Source organism: Pseudomonas sp. P42, from assembly GCF_017973755.1.
Lineage (GTDB): Bacteria > Pseudomonadota > Gammaproteobacteria > Pseudomonadales > Pseudomonadaceae > Aquipseudomonas > Aquipseudomonas iridis.
The window spans coordinates 220,791-240,840 of sequence record NZ_JACOPU010000009.1; the positions used below are offsets into that span (position 1 = coordinate 220,791).

The 20,050-nt window shown below is 63.2% G+C and carries 3 protein-coding genes (1 of these 3 running past the window's edge); all 3 read left to right on the plus strand.

The window, feature by feature from the left end; genetic code table 11:
• Positions 1 to 16,592 carry the 3' portion of a non-ribosomal peptide synthase/polyketide synthase gene (locus tag H8B20_RS26595; protein ID WP_210625074.1) on the plus strand. 1,255 nt of this gene lie to the left of the window's left edge, so the window shows 16,592 of its 17,847 coding nt (coding positions 1,256–17,847); its start codon lies beyond the left edge, outside the window; the stop codon is at positions 16,590 to 16,592.
• Between the two features lie 66 nt (positions 16,593 to 16,658).
• Positions 16,659 to 17,807, plus strand: coding sequence for a macrolide transporter subunit MacA (macA, locus tag H8B20_RS26600; protein ID WP_210625075.1), 1,149 nt, complete (start codon positions 16,659 to 16,661; stop codon positions 17,805 to 17,807).
• 2 nt (positions 17,808 to 17,809) lie between these two features.
• Positions 17,810 to 19,768, plus strand: coding sequence for a MacB family efflux pump subunit (locus tag H8B20_RS26605; protein ID WP_210625076.1), 1,959 nt, complete (start codon positions 17,810 to 17,812; stop codon positions 19,766 to 19,768).
• The last annotated feature ends 282 nt before the right edge of the window (positions 19,769 to 20,050 follow it).

Here is a 20,050-nt window from a genome sequence, read left to right on the forward strand (position 1 = left end):
GGCTGACCACGCTGATGCGCCATGAATACGCGCCGCTGGCACTCGCCCAGCGCTGCAGCAACGTGGTCGCGCCGACGCCGTTGTTCAGCACGCTGCTCAATTACCGCCACAGTCACAACGTCACCACGGCCAGCGCTGAAACGCTGGCGGCGTGGGCGGGCATTGCCACCCTGCATTCCGAGGAGCGCACCAACTATCCGCTGACCCTGAGCGTGGATGACCTCGGTGATGCGTTCAGTCTGACGTTGCTGGCGAGCACGCAGATCAACCCTCAGCGGATCTGCGCCTACATGCACTGTGCGTTGGAAAACCTGCTGCTGGCACTCGAGCAGGCCCCGCAAACCCCGGTCAATCAACTGCCGGTTCTGCCCGCAGCGGAGCTTGAGCAAGTGCTGGCTGGCTTCAACGCTACGCACATGAGTTTCCCTGCGGCTCAGACCCTGCAAAAACGCTTCGAGGCCCAGGTTGCCCAACGGCCGGAAGCGTTGGCGGCAGTGTTTGCCGACGCCCAATTGACCTACGCCGAGCTCAACCGCCACGCCAATGCCCTGGCACACCACTTGATCGAGCACGGGGTAAAACCCGACGACCGCGTGGCCATCGTCGCCCGTCGGGGGCTCGATACGCTGATCGGGCTGGTCGCGATTCTCAAGGCCGGCGCCGGTTACGTGCCGGTCGATCCGGCGCACCCGGCCGAGCGCTTGCACTATCTGCTGGGCGACAGCACGCCTGTGGTGGTCCTCACCCAAACCGATCTGCGTGCGCGCTTGCCGGCGCTAGACGTACCGGTAATCGACCTCGACCGCTGCACCTGGCCGCTGACTTGCACGCTCGACCCGCAGGTGCCGGGCCTTGGCGCCTCACACCTCGCCTACGTGATCTACACCTCCGGCTCCACCGGCCTGCCCAAAGGTGTGATGGTCGAGCATCAGACCTTGAATAATCTGGTCGACTGGCACTGCACGGCCTTCGACCTGTGCGCCGGCCGCCACACCTCAAGCCTCGCCGGTTTCGGGTTCGACGCGATGGCCTGGGAAGTCTGGCCGGCCTTGTGTGCAGGCGCGACCTTGCACCTGGCGCCGACCCACGATGGCAACGAAGACATCGATGCGCTACTGGCGTGGTGGTGCGCACAACCGCTGGACGTGAGTTTTTTGCCGACTCCGGTGGCCGAATACGCCTTCAGCCAGAACCTCGAACACCCGACCCTGCGCACGCTGCTGATCGGCGGCGACCGCTTGCGCCAGTTCAACCGCAACCAGCATTTCGACGTGATCAACAACTACGGCCCGACCGAGGCCACCGTGGTCGCGACCTCGGGGCGGGTCGACAGCGGCGACGCGTTGCACATCGGGAAACCGGTGAGCAACGCCACGGTGTACCTGCTCGATGAGCACCAGCGCCCGGTGCCGATGGGCGTGGCGGGCGAGTTGTACGTCGGCGGTGCCGGCGTCGCCCGTGGTTACCTCAATCGAGCACAAATGACCGCCGAGCGCTTTCTGCGTGACCCGTTCAGCCGCTTGCCGAACGCGCGGATGTACCGCACCGGGGATCTGGCGCGCTGGCGCGAGGATGGCACGCTTGAATACCTGGGGCGCAATGACGATCAGGTGAAAATCCGCGGCGTGCGCATCGAACTGGGCGAAATCGAAACCTGCCTCAATCAGTTGCCGGGGATTCAGGAAGCCGTGCTGCTGGCCCGCGAGGACCAACCCGGCCAGCCGCGACTGGTGGCGTACTTCACCGAGCAGGCGCAGGTCGAAGCGCTGCCGGTCGGCGAGTTGCGTGCGCAATTGTTGAGTCGCTTGCCGGAGTACATGGTGCCGGTAGCGTTCGTCAAACTCGCCGCGTTGCCGTTGACCGCCAATGGCAAGGTCGACCGCAAAGCCTTGCCGGCACCGCAGCTGTCGGCGTTGTTTACCCGCGAATACGTGGCGCCCGAAGGCGAGGTGGAAACCGCGCTGGCGCAGATCTGGACCGACGTGCTGCACGTCGAGCGGGTCGGGCGTCAGGATCACTTTTTTGAGCTTGGCGGCCATTCGCTGCTGGCGATGCGCATGGTCTCGCAAGTTCGGCAACGGCTCGGCGTCGAACTGGCACTGGCTGAGCTGTTCGCCAACGCCGAACTGGCGGCGGTTGCGGCGGTACTGAGCGCGGCCGGACGCTGCACGCAACCGGAGATTGTGCCGGTGCCGCGTGACGGCGCCTTGCCGCTGTCGTTCGCCCAGCAGCGCTTGTGGTTTCTGGCGCAAATGGAAGGTGCCAACACCGCGTACAACATTCCCATCGGTTTGCGCCTGCGTGGGCAACTCGATGAACACGCCCTGCAACAAGCCTTGGCGCGCATCGTCGCCCGTCACGAAACCCTGCGCAGCCGTTTCGCCCAATTCAACGACGAGGCGCAAGTGCTGATCGCCCCGGTCGACAGCGGCTTATTGCTGCGCGTTGAAGACCTGCGCCAACACCCGCAAGCCGACGAGACCTTAGCGGCGCTGATTCAGGGCGAAGCCTCGGGGCCGTTCGATTTACAGGATGACGCGCTGATTCGCGGACGGCTGGTGCGGATGGCCGACGATCATCATGTGCTGTTGCTGACCCTGCACCACATCATTTCCGATGGCTGGTCGATGGGTGTTCTGACCCGCGAATTGATGGCGTTGTATCAGGCGTTCAGCCATGGCAAGCCGGATCCACTGCCGCCGCTGACGCTGCAATACACCGATTACGCAGTGTGGCAAAGGCGCTGGCTCAGTGGTGAGGTGTTGCAGCGCCAGAGTGAATACTGGCAACAGACCCTGGCGGGTGCTCCGGCGCTGTTGACGCTGCCGACCGATCGTGCACGGCCAGCGCAGCAGGATTACGCCGGCAGCACCGTCGATGTGGTGCTCGATGAACGCCTGAGCGCCGGACTCAAGGCCTTGGCCCAGCGTCACGGCGTGACGATGTACATGCTCATGCTCAGTGCCTGGGCGAGCCTGTTGAGTCGTTTGTCGGGGCAAGCCGAAGTGGTCATCGGTTCGCCGGTGGCCAACCGTACCCGCGCCGAGATCGAAGGTTTGATCGGCATGTTCGTCAACACGCTGGCCTTGCGCATCGACACCTCGGGCGAGTTGAGCAGCGAAGCGCTACTGGCGCGGGTCAAGGCGCGAACGCTGGACGCCCAGGCGCATCAGGATCTGCCGTTCGAGCAAGTGGTGGAAATCACCCGGCCGCTGCGCAGCATGGCGCACAGCCCGTTGTTTCAGGCGATGTTCAGTTGGGACAGCGGCCACGGCGCCAGTCTGAGTCTGGGCGAGCTGACACTGGAAAGCGTCGCCGAGCCGAGCCACTTCGCCAAATTTGATTTGTCGCTGACGTTGGCAGACGCGCCGGGCGGGATTTGCGGTGCGCTGGAATACGCCATTGCCTTGTTCGATGAGTCGACCATCAAGCGCTACGTCGGCTACTTCCAGCGTCTGTTGCAGGCGATGGTCAACAATGATCAAGCGGTGCTGGAGCAGGTGACGTTGTTGGCCGACGACGAGCGTCAGCATCTGCTGGTTGATCTCAACGCCACCGTTGTCGCCCACGATCTTGAGCAGACCGTCCATGGCCGCTTCGAGATGCAGGTGTTGCGCACGCCAGACGCTGATGCCGTGGTGGCCGGTGAGCTGCGTTTGAGCTACGCCGAGTTGAACCGCCGCGCCAACCAACTCGCCCATCACCTGCGCCAGTGCGGCGTGGGCAGTGATGCGCGGGTGGCGATCTGCGTCGAGCGCGGGCCGCAATTGCTGGTCGGTCTGCTGGCGATTCTCAAGGCCGGCGGCGCTTACGTGCCGCTCGATCCTGGTTATCCCGCCGAACGTCTGGCCTACATGCTCGAGGACAGCGCGCCAACGGTGCTGCTGGTGCATGCGCCGACGCGTGCGCTGATTGGCGAGTGGGCGGGCGTGCGGGTCGATTTCGACCAGTGCACCTGGCAAGACCTGGCGCAGAGCAATCCGCAGGTGCCAGGCCTGAGCGCGGCGAATCTGGCCTATGTGATTTATACCTCCGGCTCCACCGGCAAGCCGAAAGGCGTGATGGTCGAGCATCGCAACCTGGGCAATCTGCTGTACTGGAGCGCCAGCCTATGCCCGCTTTCAACCGGCGCCGCGCTGTTGCAGAAAACCCCGTTCAGCTTCGACGCCTCGGTGTGGGAGCTATTCTGGCCGTTAAGCTGCGGCATGCGTCTGGTGCTCGCCGGGCCGGACGACCACCGCGATCCGGCCGCGCTGGTGCAGCTGATTCGTGAGCAACAGGTCAATGTCATCCAGTTCGTACCGGCGCTGTTGCAGCCATTCCTTGAAGTGGAAGAAGTCGGTGAATGCCGCAGCCTGACCGATGTGTTCTGTGGCGGCGGTGAGCTGACCGCCGCGTTGGTGCGCAGCGTTCGCGAGCGTCTGCCGCATGTGCGCCTGCACAACGTTTATGGCCCGACCGAAGCCACTGTCGACAGCACCGTGTGGACGCTGGAACCTCATTCGCCGGTACCGCAAGGCGCGCCGCCGATTGGCAAACCGCTGTGCAATACCCGCGTGTACATCCTCGATGCTCATCAGCAACCGACGCCATTGGGTGTGGTCGGCGAGATGTATCTCGCCGGCGTGCAGGTCGCACGGGGTTATCTGAATCGGCCTGAGCTGACAGCCGAACGCTTCCTCGACGATCCGTTCAGTGATCAGCCTGGCGCGCGTTTGTACCGCACCGGCGACATCGCGCGGTATCTGGCCGATGGCAATATCGAGTATCTGGGGCGCAACGACGATCAGATCAAGATCCGTGGTTTGCGTATCGAACTGGGCGAGATTCAGGCGCAGCTGGCGCGTGTCGACGGCGTGCGTGAAGCGGCCGTGCTTGCCCGTGCAGATGTGCCGGGCGAGCAGCGGCTGGTGGCGTATTACAGCGGCGAGTGTCTGGAGAACGATCAGCTACGCAGCCAAATGCTCAGGCATCTGCCGAATTACATGGTGCCTGCCTTGTTTGTGCATTTGCAGGCCTTGCCGCTGAGCCCCAACGGCAAACTGGATCGACAGGCCTTGCCGGCTCCCGATCAGACTGCACTGTTGACCCGCGAGTACGAAGCCCCGATCGGTGAAGTCGAAACCGTCATAGCCGGGATCTGGGCCGAGCTGCTGAAGGTTGAGCGGGTCGGGCGCTTTGATCATTTCTTCGAGCTGGGCGGCCACTCGCTGTTGGCGGTCAATCTGGTCGCGCGCATGCGCCGGGCCGGCCTGTCGGCGGATATTCGCGTACTGTTCGGTCAACCGACACTGGCCGCATTGGCAGCGGCGGTAGGTGGAGAACCCGATGCGGCGGTGCCGGCAAATCTTGTTCCGGCGGGCTGCACGCGTATCACGCCTGATTTGTTGTCACTGGTGACGCTGGATCAAGCGACGATTGACCGCATCGTTGCGAGTGTCCCCGGCGGTGCCTGCAACGTTCAGGAGATCTACCCGCTGGCGCCTTTGCAGACCGGCATCCTGTTCCATCATCTGGCGGCCGCGCAGGGCGATCCGTATGTGCTGCAGGCGCAGTTTGCCTTCGCCGACGAACAGCGTTTGCAGGCCTTCACCGATGCGCTGCAACGGGTGATCGAGCGCCAGGACATTCTGCGCACTTCGCTGTTTTGGGAGGGGCTGGAGCAGCCGGTGCAAGTGGTCTGGCGTCAGGCTTCGCTGAGCTGCGAGGCCTTGGAACCGGACACCGAAGGGGGCGACGCACTGAGCCAGTTGCGTCACCGGTTCACCGTCGATAACTACCGCATGCCCGTCACCGAGGCGCCGCTGATACGCGTGGTGTACAGCCGCGATGTGTCCAATCAACGCGTGGTGGCATTGTTGCTATTCCATCACTTGGTCATGGATCACGTGGCGCTTGAGGTGTTGCAGCACGAGATGCAGGCGTTTCTGCTCGGCAACACCGGGCACTTGAGCGAACCGGTGCCGTATCGCAATTACGTGGCGCACACCCAGGCCGGTCTGAGTGAGCAAGAGCACGATAGCTTCTTCCGCGAAATGCTCGGCGCCATCGATGAGCCGACCTTGCCCTACGGTCAGAATCTGGCCCATGACGGTCCCGCGCAACAAGCACAGCTGACCCTGGAAAACCCACTCAGCCACAGCGTACGTCAACAGGCGCGGCGCTTGGGTGTCAGCGCCGCCAGCCTGATGCACCTCGCCTGGGCGCAGGTGTTGGGGCAATTGTCCGGGCGCGACGCGGTGGTCTTCGGCACGGTGTTGCTCGGCCGATTGCAGGGCGGTGAAGGCGCCGAGCGCGCGCTGGGTGTGTTCATCAATACCTTGCCGCTGTGCATTGAGTTGAACGCCCATAGCGTCAAAGGTGCCGCATTGGCGACCCATGAACGCCTGAGTCAATTGCTCGCCCATGAACATGCGCAACTGGCGCAGGTGCAGCAGTGCAGCGCCATGCCGTCGGGTACGCCGCTGTTCAGCACGCTGCTCAACTATCGTCACAGCGCCCCGGTCGGGCCGATATCAGCCGAAGTGCAAGCGGCGTGGCACGGCATGCAATTGCTCGAGGCCGAGGAGCACACCAACTATGGCCTGACCCTCAGTGTTGATGATCTCGGTGAAGACTTCAGCCTGAAGGTATTGGCCGGGGCGGGGTTTGATGCGCAGCGTATCTGTGGCTACATGCATCGTGCGTTGTGCACCTTGCTTGATGCGCTGGAGCATACGCCGCACGTGGGGTTTGATCGGTTGTCGATCCTGCCGGCACCGGAGCGTGAACAGTTGCTGGTGCGCTTCAATGCGACCGAGGCCGACTATCCGCGTGGGCTGACGATTGCCCAGCGTTTCGAGTCGCAGGTCGCTGAGCGTCCGCAGGCTGTGGCAGCGGTGTTTGCCGGGCAGCCACTGACGTATTCGCAACTCAATCGACAGGCCAATGCGTTGGCGCATCACTTGATTGGATCGGGCGTGAAACCCGATGATCGTGTGGCAATCGTCGCCCGCCGCGGTCTGGATACGCTGGTCGGTCTGGTGGCCATTCTCAAGGCTGGCGCCGGTTATGTGCCGATCGATCCGGCGCATCCCGCCGAGCGCATCAGCTATCTGCTCGGCGACAGCGCACCAGTCGCGGTGCTCACTCAAAGCGATCTGCACGGGAGACTACCGGCGCTGACCGTGCCAGTGATCGATCTCGACCTGTGCGCATGGCCGGCGCAGGCACAGTACAACCCGGCGGTACCGGGCCTGAGCGCTGCGCATCTGGCGTACGTGATCTACACCTCGGGTTCGACGGGCCTGCCCAAAGGGGTCATGGTCGAGCATCGGACGCTGTCCAACCTGATCGACTGGCACTGTGAAGCGTTCGATTTACGCGCCGGCAGCCACACCTCAAGCCTTGCCGGGTTTGGCTTCGATGCGATGGCGTGGGAAGTCTGGCCGGCCCTGTGTGTGGGCGCGACGGTGCACCTGGCGCCGGTCCACGACGGTAGTGAAGACATCGACGCGCTGCTCGAATGGTGGCGCGGACAATCGTTGGATGTGAGCTTCCTGCCCACGCCGATCGCTGAATACGCGTTCAGCCAGAGCCTCGATCACCCGACTTTGCGCACCTTGCTGATTGGTGGTGACCGCTTGCGTCAGTTCAGCCGCCGCCAGCGCTTCGCGGTGATCAACAATTACGGCCCGACCGAAGCCACCGTGGTCGCCACTTCCGGGCGTATCGACGTCGGCGCGGCGTTGCACATCGGCAAACCGGTGGCGAACGCGGCGGTTTACCTGCTCGACGAGCAGCAACGCCCGGTGCCAATGGGCGTCATGGGCGAGTTGTACGTCGGTGGCGCGGGGGTGGCCCGGGGTTATCTGAACCGCGCCGATCTGACCGCCGAGCGCTTTCTGCGCGATCCGTTCAGCCGCACGCCGAATGCGCGTATGTACCGCACCGGTGACCTTGCCCGTTGGCGCGATGACGGCTCGCTCGACTACTTGGGGCGTAACGACGACCAGGTGAAAATCCGTGGCATGCGCATTGAATTGGGCGAAATCGAGGCCCGCCTCAATCAGCTCCCCGGTATCAACGAAGCGGTGCTGCTGGCCCGCGAGGATCAACCCGGCCAGGCCCGGCTGGTGGCCTATTTCACCGAACAGGCGAGGACCGAGCCACTGGCGGTGGGCGAGTTGCGCGCACAGCTGCTGACGCAGTTGCCGGACTACATGGTGCCGGCCGCGTTTGTCCGGCTCGAGGCTTTGCCGCTGACCGCCAATGGCAAAGTCGACCGCCGAGCGTTGCCGACACCGGATCTGACCGCGCTGCCCACCCGCGAATACGCAGCGCCGCAAAGCGAACTGGAAACCGCCCTGGCGCAGATATGGGCCGAGGTGCTGCAAGTCGAGCAGGTCGGCCGTCACGATCACTTTTTTGAACTCGGCGGTCATTCGCTGTTGGCGATGCGCATGGTCTCGCTGGTCCGTCAGCGCCTCGGGGTCGAACTGGCGTTGAGTGATCTGTTTGCCGATGCGCAATTGAGCGCAGTCGCTGATGTATTGAATCGTGCCGGGCGCAGCGCGCTTGCGGACATTGTGCCGGCACCGCGTGATCAAGCGTTGCCGATGTCCTTCGCCCAACAACGCCTGTGGTTCCTGGCGCAGATGGTGGGTGGCAACTCGGCGTACAACATTCCTCTGGGCCTGCGCCTGCGCGGCTACCTCGACGTCGATGCCCTGCAGGCGGCGCTGGCACGGATCGTTGCCCGTCACGAAACCCTGCGCAGCCGTTTCATCAGCCTTGACGACAGCGCACATGTGGCCATTGCCCCGGTCGACAGCGGCCTGCTCTTGCGCGTGGACGACCTGCGCCAAGCCTTGCAAACCGAGCACACCGTGCAGGAATTGATGGCGCAGGAAGCCTCGACAGCGTTTGATCTGCACAACGATCCATTGATTCGCGGACGGCTGGTGCGCTTGGCCGACGATCATCATGTGTTGCTGTTGACCGTGCATCACATCGTCGCCGACGGCTGGTCGATGGGCGTGCTGACCCGTGAGTTGATGGCGTTGTATCAAGCGTTCAGCCACGGTCAGCCTGATCCGCTGCCGCCACTGACCCTGCAATACGGCGACTACGCCGTGTGGCAGCGTCAGTGGCTCAGCGGTGAAGTGCTGCAGCGGCAAAGCGACTACTGGCAGCAGACTCTCGACGGCGCGCCGGCCTTGTTGACGCTGCCCACCGATCGCCCGCGCCCGGCCCAACAGGCCTATGCCGGCAGCCACGTTGACGTGCTGCTGGACGAGCGCCTGAGTTCTGGCCTCAAAGCGTTGAGCCAGCGTCACGGCGCGACCCTGTTCATGACCCTGATGAGTGCCTGGGCGTTGCTGATGAGTCGCCTGTCCGGGCAGACCGATGTGGTGATCGGCGCGCCGGTGGCCAACCGCAGCCGCGCTGAAATTGAAGGCCTGATCGGCATGTTCGTCAATACGCTGGCCGTGCGCATCGACACCTCGGGCGCACCGAGCGTCGAACCGCTGCTGGCACGGGTCAAGGCGCGAACACTGGAGGCGCAGGCGCATCAGGACTTGCCGTTCGAGCAGGTGGTGGAAATCACCCGGCCGGTGCGCAGTCTAGCCCATAGCCCGCTATTCCAGACCACGCTGAGCTGGGACAGCAGCGTCGGCCCGCAACTGGCGTTGGGCGATTTGACCCTGGAGGGCGTCGCTGGGCCGGACGAGGTCGCCAAGTTCGACCTGACGCTGACCCTGGGCGAGGTCAACGGCGTGATTCGCGGCTCGCTGAACTACGCCACGGCGCTGTTCGATGCGCTGACGATCAAGCGCTACATCGGCTACTTCGAGCGTCTGCTCGAAGCGATGGTTGCCGATGATCAAACGGTGCTGGAACGTGTGCCATTACTGGCAAACGATGAACGCCAGTGCATGCTGTATGACTTCAACGCCACTGCGCGCGATTACCCGCAAACCCTGACCGTGCACGGGATTTTCCAGCAGCAGGCCGCCGCGCATCCCAAAGCTGTGGCAGCGGTGCATGGCGCACATTCACTGAGCTACTTTGAGTTGAACGCTCAGGCCAACCGTCTGGCGCATCATTTGATCACCGAAGAGGGTGTGCAACCGGGGGATCACGTGGCGATCCTGCTGCCGCGTTCGCTGGAGTTGCTGGTGGCGCAACTGGCCATTGCCAAATGCGCGGCGGCCTATGTGCCGCTGGACATCCATGCGCCGAGCGAACGTCAGGCGTTCATGGTCGAGGATTGCCGGGCGGTGGCGCTGTTGACCCTCAGCGGCGAAGACATCGACTACACCGCGCCGCGTATCGATCTGGACACGCTGACCCTCAACGGCCAGCCGACGCACAATCCAAACCTGCTGCAGTCGTCAGAGACGCTGGCGTACATCATGTACACCTCCGGTTCCACCGGCACGCCGAAAGGGGTGATGGTGCCGCACCGTGGCATCGGCCGGTTGGTACTCAACAACGGGTACGCCGATTTCAATGCGCAGGATCGTGTGGTTTTCGCCTCGAACCCGGCGTTCGATGCGAGCACCATGGACATCTGGGGGCCGCTGCTCAATGGCGCTCGCGTGGTGATCATCGACCATCAGACCCTGCTTGATCCGGACGCCTTCGGCCGCGAACTGAGTGCCACTGGCGCGACAATCCTGTTCGTCACCACCGCACTGTTCAACCAGTACGTGCAATTGATCCCGCAAGCCCTCAAAGGCCTGCGCATTCTGCTCTGTGGTGGCGAGCGCGGTGATCCGGCGGCGTTCCGCACGCTGCTGGCCGAGGCGGCGGAACTGCGAATTGTGCATTGCTACGGCCCGACTGAAACCACCACCTATGCCACGACGTTCGAAGTGAAAGAGGTGGCCGAAAACGCCGAGAGCGTGCCGATTGGCGGGCCGATTTCCAACACCCAGGTGTACGTGCTCGATGCGTATCAGCAACCGGTGCCGATGGGCGTCACCGGCGAGCTGTATATCGGCGGGCAGGGCGTGGCGCTGGGTTACCTGAACCGGCCGGACCTGACCGACGAGAAATTCCTCTGCGATCCGTTCAGCGAGATGCCGGGCGCATTGCTCTATCGCACCGGCGACCTGGCGCGCTGGCTGGCGCCGGGGCAACTCGACTGCATCGGCCGTAACGACGACCAGGTGAAGATTCGCGGTTTCCGCATCGAGCTGGGAGAAATCGAGAATCGCCTGCTCAATTGCCCAGGCATCAAGGAAGCGGTGGTGCTGGCGCGTCGCGACGGTCAGGACACCCCGCGTCTGGTGGCGTACTACACGGCGCACGATGAGCACTTGGACAGCGCCGAACTGCACGCCCAATTGCACGCACGACTGCCGGAATACATGCTGCCGACGGCGTGGGTGCAACTCGATGTCTTGCCGTTGAACAACAACGGCAAGGTTGATCGCAAGGCATTACCGGCACCGACGCCGGAGGCGCTGCTCAGTCGGGTCTACGAGGCACCGACCAACGCACTGGAAGCAAGTCTGGCGCAGGTCTGGGCCGAGGTGTTGCAGGTCGGGCAGGTCGGTCGCCGTGACAATTTCTTCGAGCTCGGCGGCCATTCATTGCTGGCCATGCGCATGCTCTCCCAGGTGCGCCAGCAATTGGGCGTGGAGCTGGCGCTGGCCGATCTGTTTGCCAACCCGGAACTGGCGGCGGTCGCCGACGTGTTGAGCCGGGCCGAATGCAGCCGCTTGCCGGAGATTCTGCCGGCGCCCCGCGATCAGGCGCTGCCGTTGTCGTTCGCCCAGCAACGCTTGTGGTTCCTCGCGCAGATGGACGGCGGCAACACCGCTTACAACATTCCTTTGGGCCTGCATTTACGTGGCCGACTCGACGTCGTGGCCCTGCAACGGGCATTGGCGCGGATCGTCGCGCGTCACGAAACCCTGCGCAGCCGTTTCACCCAACTGAATGACGAAGCACAAGTGCTGATTGCCCCGGTCGACAGTGGCCTGCCGCTGATTGAGGAGGATTGGCGGCAACAGCCGCAGACCGAAGGGACCTTGCGCGCTTTGCTCGAAACAGAGGCGCGCGCGCCGTTCAACTTGCAGGATGACACGTTGATTCGCGGACGGTTGGTGCGGCTGGCCGATGATCACCATGTGCTGTTGTTGACGATGCATCACATCATCTCCGACGGCTGGTCGATGGGCGTGCTGACCCGCGAACTGATGGCGCTGTATCAGGCGTTCAGCCGTGGCGAGGCAGATTCACTGCCAGCGCTGGCCCTGCAATACGCCGACTACGCGGTGTGGCAGCGGCGCTGGCTCAGCGGCGAGGTGCTGCAGCGCCAGAGCGATTACTGGCAGCACACCCTGGCCGGTGCCCCGGCGTTGTTGAGCCTGCCGACCGACCGTCCGCGTCCGGCGCAACAGGATCACCGCGGCGCCAGTGTCGAGATCGTGCTGGACGCGCAGACCAGCGCCGGTCTCAAGACGTTGTGTCAGCGCCACGGCGTGACGCCGTACATGGTGCTGATGAGCGCTTGGGCGATGTTGCTCGCTCGCCTGTCCGGGCAGTCCGATGTGGTCATTGGCTCGCCAGTGGCCAACCGAACCCGCGCGGAGATCGAAGGACTGATCGGCATGTTCGTCAACACCCTTGCGCTGCGCATCGATACCTCGGGCGATCTGACGGGCGCAGCGCTGCTGGCGCGGGTCAAGGCGCAGACGCTGGCCGCGCAGGCGCATCAGGATCTGCCGTTCGAACACGTGGTGGAAATCACCCGGCCGGTGCGCAGCCTTTCCCACACACCGTTGTTCCAGACCCTGGTGAGTTGGGACAGTAGCGTCGCGCCAGCCCTGGCATTGGGCGAGCTGACGCTGGAGGGCCTGGCCGGAGAAAATCACTTTGTGAAGTTCGACCTGTCGCTGAGCCTGGGGGAAAACCCGCAAGGCATCCGTGGCGCGCTGCGCTATGCCACGGCGTTGTTCGATGAGTCGACCGTGCAGCGTTTTGTCGGGTACTTGCAGCGCTTGCTGGCGGCGCTGGTCAGCGATGACCAAGGGGTATTGGCGCAGGTCAACCTGCTGGCGACGGATGAACAGCAGCGTTTGCTCGGCGACTTCAACGCGACGCAAGTCGATTGCCCGGTCGAACAACCGATCCAAAGCCTGTTCGAAGCGCAGGTGCAGCGTCAGCCGGACGCCATCGCCGTGCAGTCGGGGGAACACAGCCTGACCTATCGCGAGCTGAATGCCCGCGCCAATCGCCTCGCGCATCATCTGCGCCAGCAGGGCGTGGGGCCGGACGCGCGGGTGGCGCTGTGCGTCGAGCGTGGGCTTGATCTGGTGGTGGGGTTGCTCGGCATTCTCAAGGCCGGTGGCGCGTACGTGCCGCTGGATCCGGCTTATCCGGTGGAGCGCCTGGACTTTATGCTCAGGGATTGCGCGCCGGTGGCGGTGCTGGTGCAGACGGCCACCCGTGCGCTGTTTGCCGGGAGCAACGTGGCCGTGATCGACTTCGACCAATGCAGCTGGCACGCGCAATCGGAGAGCAATCCGCAGGTGCCTGGTCTGAGTCCTTCGAATCTGGCCTACATGATCTACACCTCGGGTTCGACCGGTACACCCAAAGGCGTGATGCTGGAACATCGTGGCTTGTGCAATCTGGTGCATTGGGGCTCGCAGATTTGCCCGCCAACCCCGGACGGCGCGTTGTTGCAGAAAGCACCGTTCAGTTTCGATGGCTCGGTGTGGGAGTTCTTCTGGCCGCTGACGGCCGGTGTGCGTCTGGTGCTGGCACGGCCCGGCGGCCATCGGGAGCCGGCGTATCTGGCGCAGGTGATTCGTCAGCAAAGGGTTACGGTCGTCAAGTTTGTGCCGGCGCTGTTGCAGCAGTTTGTTGAACTGCAGGAGGTCAGCGAATGCACCAGCCTCACCGATATTTTCTGTGGTGGTGGCGAACTCACTGCGGCGCTGGCCGGTGCTGTGCGCCAGCACCTGCCGTGGGTGCGCCTGCATAACGTGTATGGCCCGACCGAAGCCACGGTCGACAGCACGGCGTGGACACTGGAACCACACATGCCGGTGCCAACGTCGGAATTGCCGATCGGCAAAGCCATCTGTAACACCCGCCTGTATGTGCTCGATGCGCACGACCAACCGGTGCCGCTGGGCGTCATCGGCCAATTGCACATCGGCGGCATCGGCGTTGCGCGCGGTTATAGGGGGCTGCCGCAGATGCAGGCCGAGCACTTTATCGACAGTCCGTTCGTGGTCGGTGATCGCTTGTACCGCACCGGTGACCTGGTGCGTTACCGCACCGACGGCAACCTCGAATTCCTCGGGCGCAACGACTTCCAGGTCAAGCTGCATGGCTTGCGTCTGGAACTCGGTGAAATCGAAGCTCGGTTGATCCAGCACCCGCAGGTGCGCGAGGTGGTGGTGCTGATGCGCGACGAGCGTCTGGTTGCGTATTTCACTCTGCGCGACGGCAGCGCTGCACCGGCTATCGACACGCTGCGCGCGTTCATCCTCGAGCAGTTGCCCGAGTACATGGTGCCGGGCGCGTTTGTCGCGCTCGATGTGTTGCCGTTGAGCCCCAACGGCAAGATTGACCGTCACGCGCTGCCGGCACCGGGCATCGACGCCGTGCTCAGCCGACACTACGAAGCGCCGCAAGGCGAGGTCGAAAACTTGCTCGCGCAGGTCTGGGGCGAGGTGCTCAAGGTCGATCAGGTCGGGCGTCATGACAACTTCTTCGAATTGGGCGGGCATTCGCTGTTGGCGATTCGTCTGGTCAACCTGCTGCAACGTGCGGGGCAGCCAGTGACGCTGGCCGAGCTGTTCCAGCGTCCGAGTATCGAGTCGCTGGCCGCGCTGCTCAGTCAACGCCATGCCGTGCCCGAACAGCCGGAAGGACTGGTCGTGGTGCGACCGGGCGAGGGCGGCAATGCGCTGTTCCTGATCCATGAATTCAGCGGGCGGGACGTCTATTTCCCGGTATTGGGGCTGCACATCGACGGCCAATTTCCGATTTACGGTTTACCCGGTGTGCCATTGGGACAACCGCAACTGCCGACCCTTGAGTGCATGGCCACGCGGATGGTCGGGATTATCCGTGCGGTTCAACCGCATGGGCCGTATCGTCTGGCCGGGTGGTCGTTTGGCGGCTTGCTGGCGTACGAAGTCGCTCAGCAATTGCTCGGTCTCGATGAGGCGGTGGCGTTTGTCGGCCTGCTCGATACCTACGCGCCGCATCCCGCGAGTCAGGATAAAACCCGCTGGAGCGGCGCGCATCGCGACAAGCGTCAATTGCTCGAGCACTGCCGCGCGCGTTCGCAGATGCGGGGGGCAGAAGGGCAGGCAGCGTTGGCTGACGTAGAAAGGCTTGAGGCTGAAGTCGAACTCATCGCCTTCGATGAGCTGTTCCAACGCTGCTGCGAACAGCAATTGCCCGACCCGGAACTGGTCGCACTGACGGCGGCGCAGGCTTGCAGTTACTTCGATCGTGAGGCCGCTCATGGCCTGGCGCTGGCGCATTACCGGGTCAGCCCGGCCAGTCAGCCGGTGCACTTGTTCCGCGCTCAGGCACTGATGCCGGGGCAGACACAGCCAAGTCCGACCCGTGGTTGGGAAAGCAAGGTCGGTCCCGGTTTGCTGCGCTGTATCGATGTGCCGGGGGATCACCGCAGCATGATGAAAAACCCGGATGTCCAGGCACTCGGCCAGACCTTGAGTCAGGCCATGGCGGCGGCGCAGGCACCGCCACCACAGGCGTATCAGCCCGTGTTGACGATCCAGAGCGGGCACGCCGGACATGCTCCGATCTTCTGCGTGCCGGGGGCGGGCGACAGTGTCACCGGGTTCATTCACCTGACCGAAGCGCTCGGCCCGGAATGGCCGATCTACGGCCTGCAACCGCGTGGCCTGGATGGTCACGGCGTGCCGCACAGTCAGGTAGAAGCGGCAGCAGCATGTTACCTGCAAGCCGTCGAGCAGTTGTATCCGCAAGGTGCGGTGCACTTGATCGGCCATTCGTTCGGCGGTTGGGTCGCGCATGCCATGGCGACGCAGTTGCAGGCGGCCGGGCGTGAGGTGGCGTCGTTGACCCTGATCGACAGCGAATCTCCCGGTGGCAACGGTACGGCGGGCAAGCCATACACGACGACTGCCGCGCTGGAACGCTTGATCGAGACGCTGCAACTGTCCAGCGGCAAGTCGTTGGGCATCGATCCGCTGGCGTTCGCCGAGGCTGACGACACCACGCAAATGCGCCTGTTGCACGAGGGCATGGTGCGCGCCGGTGTGTTGTCTGCGCGTTCGTCAGCTCAGGCGATGCACGGCCCTGTACGCACCTTCGCCACAGCCTTGCGCACGGTCTATCAACCGCAACTGGCCTACACCGGTCCGGTGCGGCTTGCGCTGGTCGATGACCCGACGCTGGATGCGTGGGGCAATCAGCGCGAGCAGGCGGCGATGGTCGAAGGCTGGCAGCGTCAGGTGGCGGATCTGGCGGTGTGGTACGGGCCGGGCAACCACTTCACGATTCTCAAGGCGCCCAACGTCTTCAGCCTCGCAGCGTGGTGGCATGACGGCCTGAAAGTGCCGGCCGGCCAAGTGCTGTCCTGATTGTTGTTTATCTATCAGAGCCCGGCCGCTGGCCGGGCTCACCCCTGAACGGACTTGTGGTTATTTATGGAAAAGTCGAAGTTGCGCAAAGTCGGTATGGGTTTGGCGTTGGTGGCAGTGGCGGGATTGACGCTCTACGCGGTGCAGGCACCGGCAGAGGCGCCGCAGTACCTGACCGCCCCGGTGGAACGCGGTGATATTGAAAACGCGGTGCTCGCTACCGGGCTGCTCGAAGGCATCAGGCAAGTGGACGTCGGTGCGCAAGTGTCGGGGCAATTGAAGTCGCTCAAGGTCAAGCTCGGCGACAAGGTCAAAAAAGGCCAATGGCTGGCGGAAATCGATCCGCTGGTGTTGCAGAACACCCTGCGTCAGGCCCAGGTCGATGAGGAAAACCTGCAAGCGCAAAAACGCGCCACCCAGGCTCAGCTCAGGCAGACCAAAGCGATTTATGAACGCTACAAGAACTTGCAGGACGACGCGTCGATCTCGCGCCAGGATTTCGAAACCGCCGAGTCGGATTATCAGGTGCAGCAGGCCAATCTGATGTCGCTGGACGCGCAGATCAAAAGTGCGCACATCCAGATCGACACGGCCAAGGTCAATCTGGCCTACACGCGCATCGTCGCGCCGATCGACGGCGATGTGGTGGGCGTGGTGACACAGGAAGGCCAGACCGTGATCGCCAACCAGTTGGCGCCGATCCTGCTGAAACTGGCGGATCTGGACACCATGACGGTCAAGGCGCAGGTCTCCGAGGCCGATGTGATTCACATCGCCCCGGGGCAGGCGGTGTATTTCACCATTCTTGGCGAGGACAAACGTTATTACGGCAAGCTGCGCGGTACCGAGCCGGCGCCGCAGAATTTCCTCGAAACCCCGCCCGCCGGCACGCCGAAGCAGAGCAGCGCGGTGTTCTACAACGCCTTGTTCGAGGTGCCCAATCCCGATCATCGCCTGCGCATATCGATGACGGCGCAGGTGCGCATCGTCCTCGACACCGCCAAGTCGGTGCTGACCGTACCGGTGGCGGCGCTCGGCCCACGCAATGCCGATGGCAGTTTTCCGGTACGGGTGCTCGACGCCAAGGGTCACGCGCAGTCGCGCAATGTGCAGACCGGGATCAACAACAACGTCAAAGTGCAGATCAACGCCGGCCTGGCGGAAGGCGATCGCGTGGTGATCGGTGATCCGGTGACGAATGTGGCGGGGGCGTGAGCATGACTGAGCCACTGCTACAACTGACCGGCATCACCCGCAGTTTCACCGCTGGTGATCGTGAGTTTCTCGCACTGAAGAACATCAATCTGACGATCAATGCCGGGGAAATGGTCGCGATCATCGGCGCCTCCGGCTCGGGCAAATCGACCCTGATGAACATCCTCGGTTGCCTCGACTACGCCACGGCCGGCAGCTACCGGATCAATGGCCAGGAAACCCGCGATCTGGACAATCAGGCCTTGGCCGAACTGCGCCGCGATTACTTCGGTTTCATCTTCCAGCGTTACCACTTGCTGCCGCATTTGAGCGCGATGCACAACGTCGAAATGCCGGCGATTTACGCCGGTACGCCGCAGCTTCAGCGCCATGCCCGTGCCCGTGAGTTGTTGGCGCGACTGGGTCTGGAAGGGCATTTGACGCATCGGCCGAGCCAGCTATCCGGCGGTCAACAGCAGCGGGTGAGTATCGCCCGGGCTTTGATGAACGGCGGCGAGGTGATCCTCGCCGACGAACCGACCGGCGCCCTCGACACCGCCAGCGGCAAAGAGGTAATGCGCATCCTGCTGGAGCTGCACGCGGCGGGGCACACGGTGATTCTGGTCACCCACGACCCGAAAGTCGCGGCCAACGCCGAGCGCATCATCGAAGTCAGCGACGGCGAGATCCTCAGCGACCGCAGCAACGAACGCGACACCACACACCTGCTCAGCGAAGAACTTGTTGCCCCGAAGGCCAACTCCTCGCGGCGTCTGGTCGCCAGCCTCGGATTGTTCAAAGAGGCGTTCGCCATGGCGTGGGTGGCGTTGATTTCCCATCGCATGCGTACCTTGCTGACCATGCTCGGCATTGTCATCGGCATCACTTCGGTGGTGTCGATTTCGGCGGTCGGGGAGGGCGCGAAGAATTACGTGCTCAAGGACATCGCCGCCATTGGCAGCAACACCATCGATGTCTATCCGGGCAGCAGTTATGGCGACAAACGCGCCGCAGCCATCGAAACCCTGACACCGGCCGACGTCACCGCGTTGAATCAGCTGTACTACGTCGACAGCGCCACGCCGATGATCGGCCGCAGTCTGTTGCTGCGCTATCGCAATATCGACCTCGACGCCCAGGTCAACGGCGTCAGCGATCAGTACTTCAAGGTGCGCGGGATCAAAATGGCCGCGGGCATTGCGTTCAGCGAAAGCGATGCGCGGCGCCAGGCGCAGGTGGTGGTCATCGATCACAAGACCCGTCAGCGCCTGTTTGGCCAGGATGTCGACCCGCTGGGCCAGGTGATCCTGATCGGCAACCTGCCGTGCACGGTGATCGGCGTGGCCGCTGAAGATAAAAGCCTGTTTGCCTCGGGTAAGACCCTCAACGTCTGGGTGCCTTACGAAACAGCGGCCGGGCGGGTGTTGGGCCAGCGTTATCTGGACAGCATCAGCGTACGCATGAAGGACGGCCAGCCGAGCAAAGTGGTCGAAGAGCACGTCACCCAACTGCTGCTGCAACGCCACGGCACCAAGGACTTCTTCACCAACAACCTCGACAGCGTTTTGCAAACGGTGCAGAAAACCAGTCGCTCGCTGGCGTTGCTGCTGTCGCTGATTGCGGTCATTTCCTTGGTGGTGGGCGGTATCGGGGTGATGAACATCATGTTGGTGTCGGTGACCGAACGGACCCGCGAGATCGGCATTCGCATGGCGGTGGGCGCGCGGCAGTCGGACATTCGTCAACAGTTTCTGGTGGAGGCGGTGATGGTCTGTCTGTTGGGCGGGGCGATCGGCATTTCCCTGTCGTATGCGATCGGGCATTTGTTTTCGGTGTTCATCAAGGAGTGGGAGATGGTGTTCTCGCTGGCGTCGGTGCTGACGGCGGTGGTGTGCTCGACGTTGATCGGCGTTGTGTTCGGTTTTGTGCCGGCGAGGAATGCTTCGCGGCTTGATCCGATTGAAGCGTTGGCTCGGGATTAAAAAACGGGCCTCATCAAACCTGCTGGGCATTGCTCAGGTCGTGATGTTGGAGGGGATTGGCGGTGAATCAGGCATTGGAGCACGTCGCGCGATTGCCCTCACCCTAACCCTCTCCCAGAGGGAGAGGGGACTGACCGTGGTGTTTGCTGAAAATACGTCGACGTGAGATACCGAGTCGAACTCGGGTTTTGAACAGTACAAAGATCGGCTCCCAAGTCGAGTTCAGTTTCGAATTCAACCGAGATCGGCTCCCTTTCCCCCTCGCCCCCTTGGGGGAGGTCC

Excerpts from the sequence above, each read along its gene's own strand:
- macA (WP_210625075.1), top strand. The coding sequence starts at position 16,659 with ATGGAAAAGTCGAAGTTGCGCAAAGTCGGTATGGGTTTGGCGTTGGTG.
- H8B20_RS26605 (WP_210625076.1), top strand. The coding sequence starts at position 17,810 with ATGACTGAGCCACTGCTACAACTGACCGGCATCACCCGCAGTTTCACC.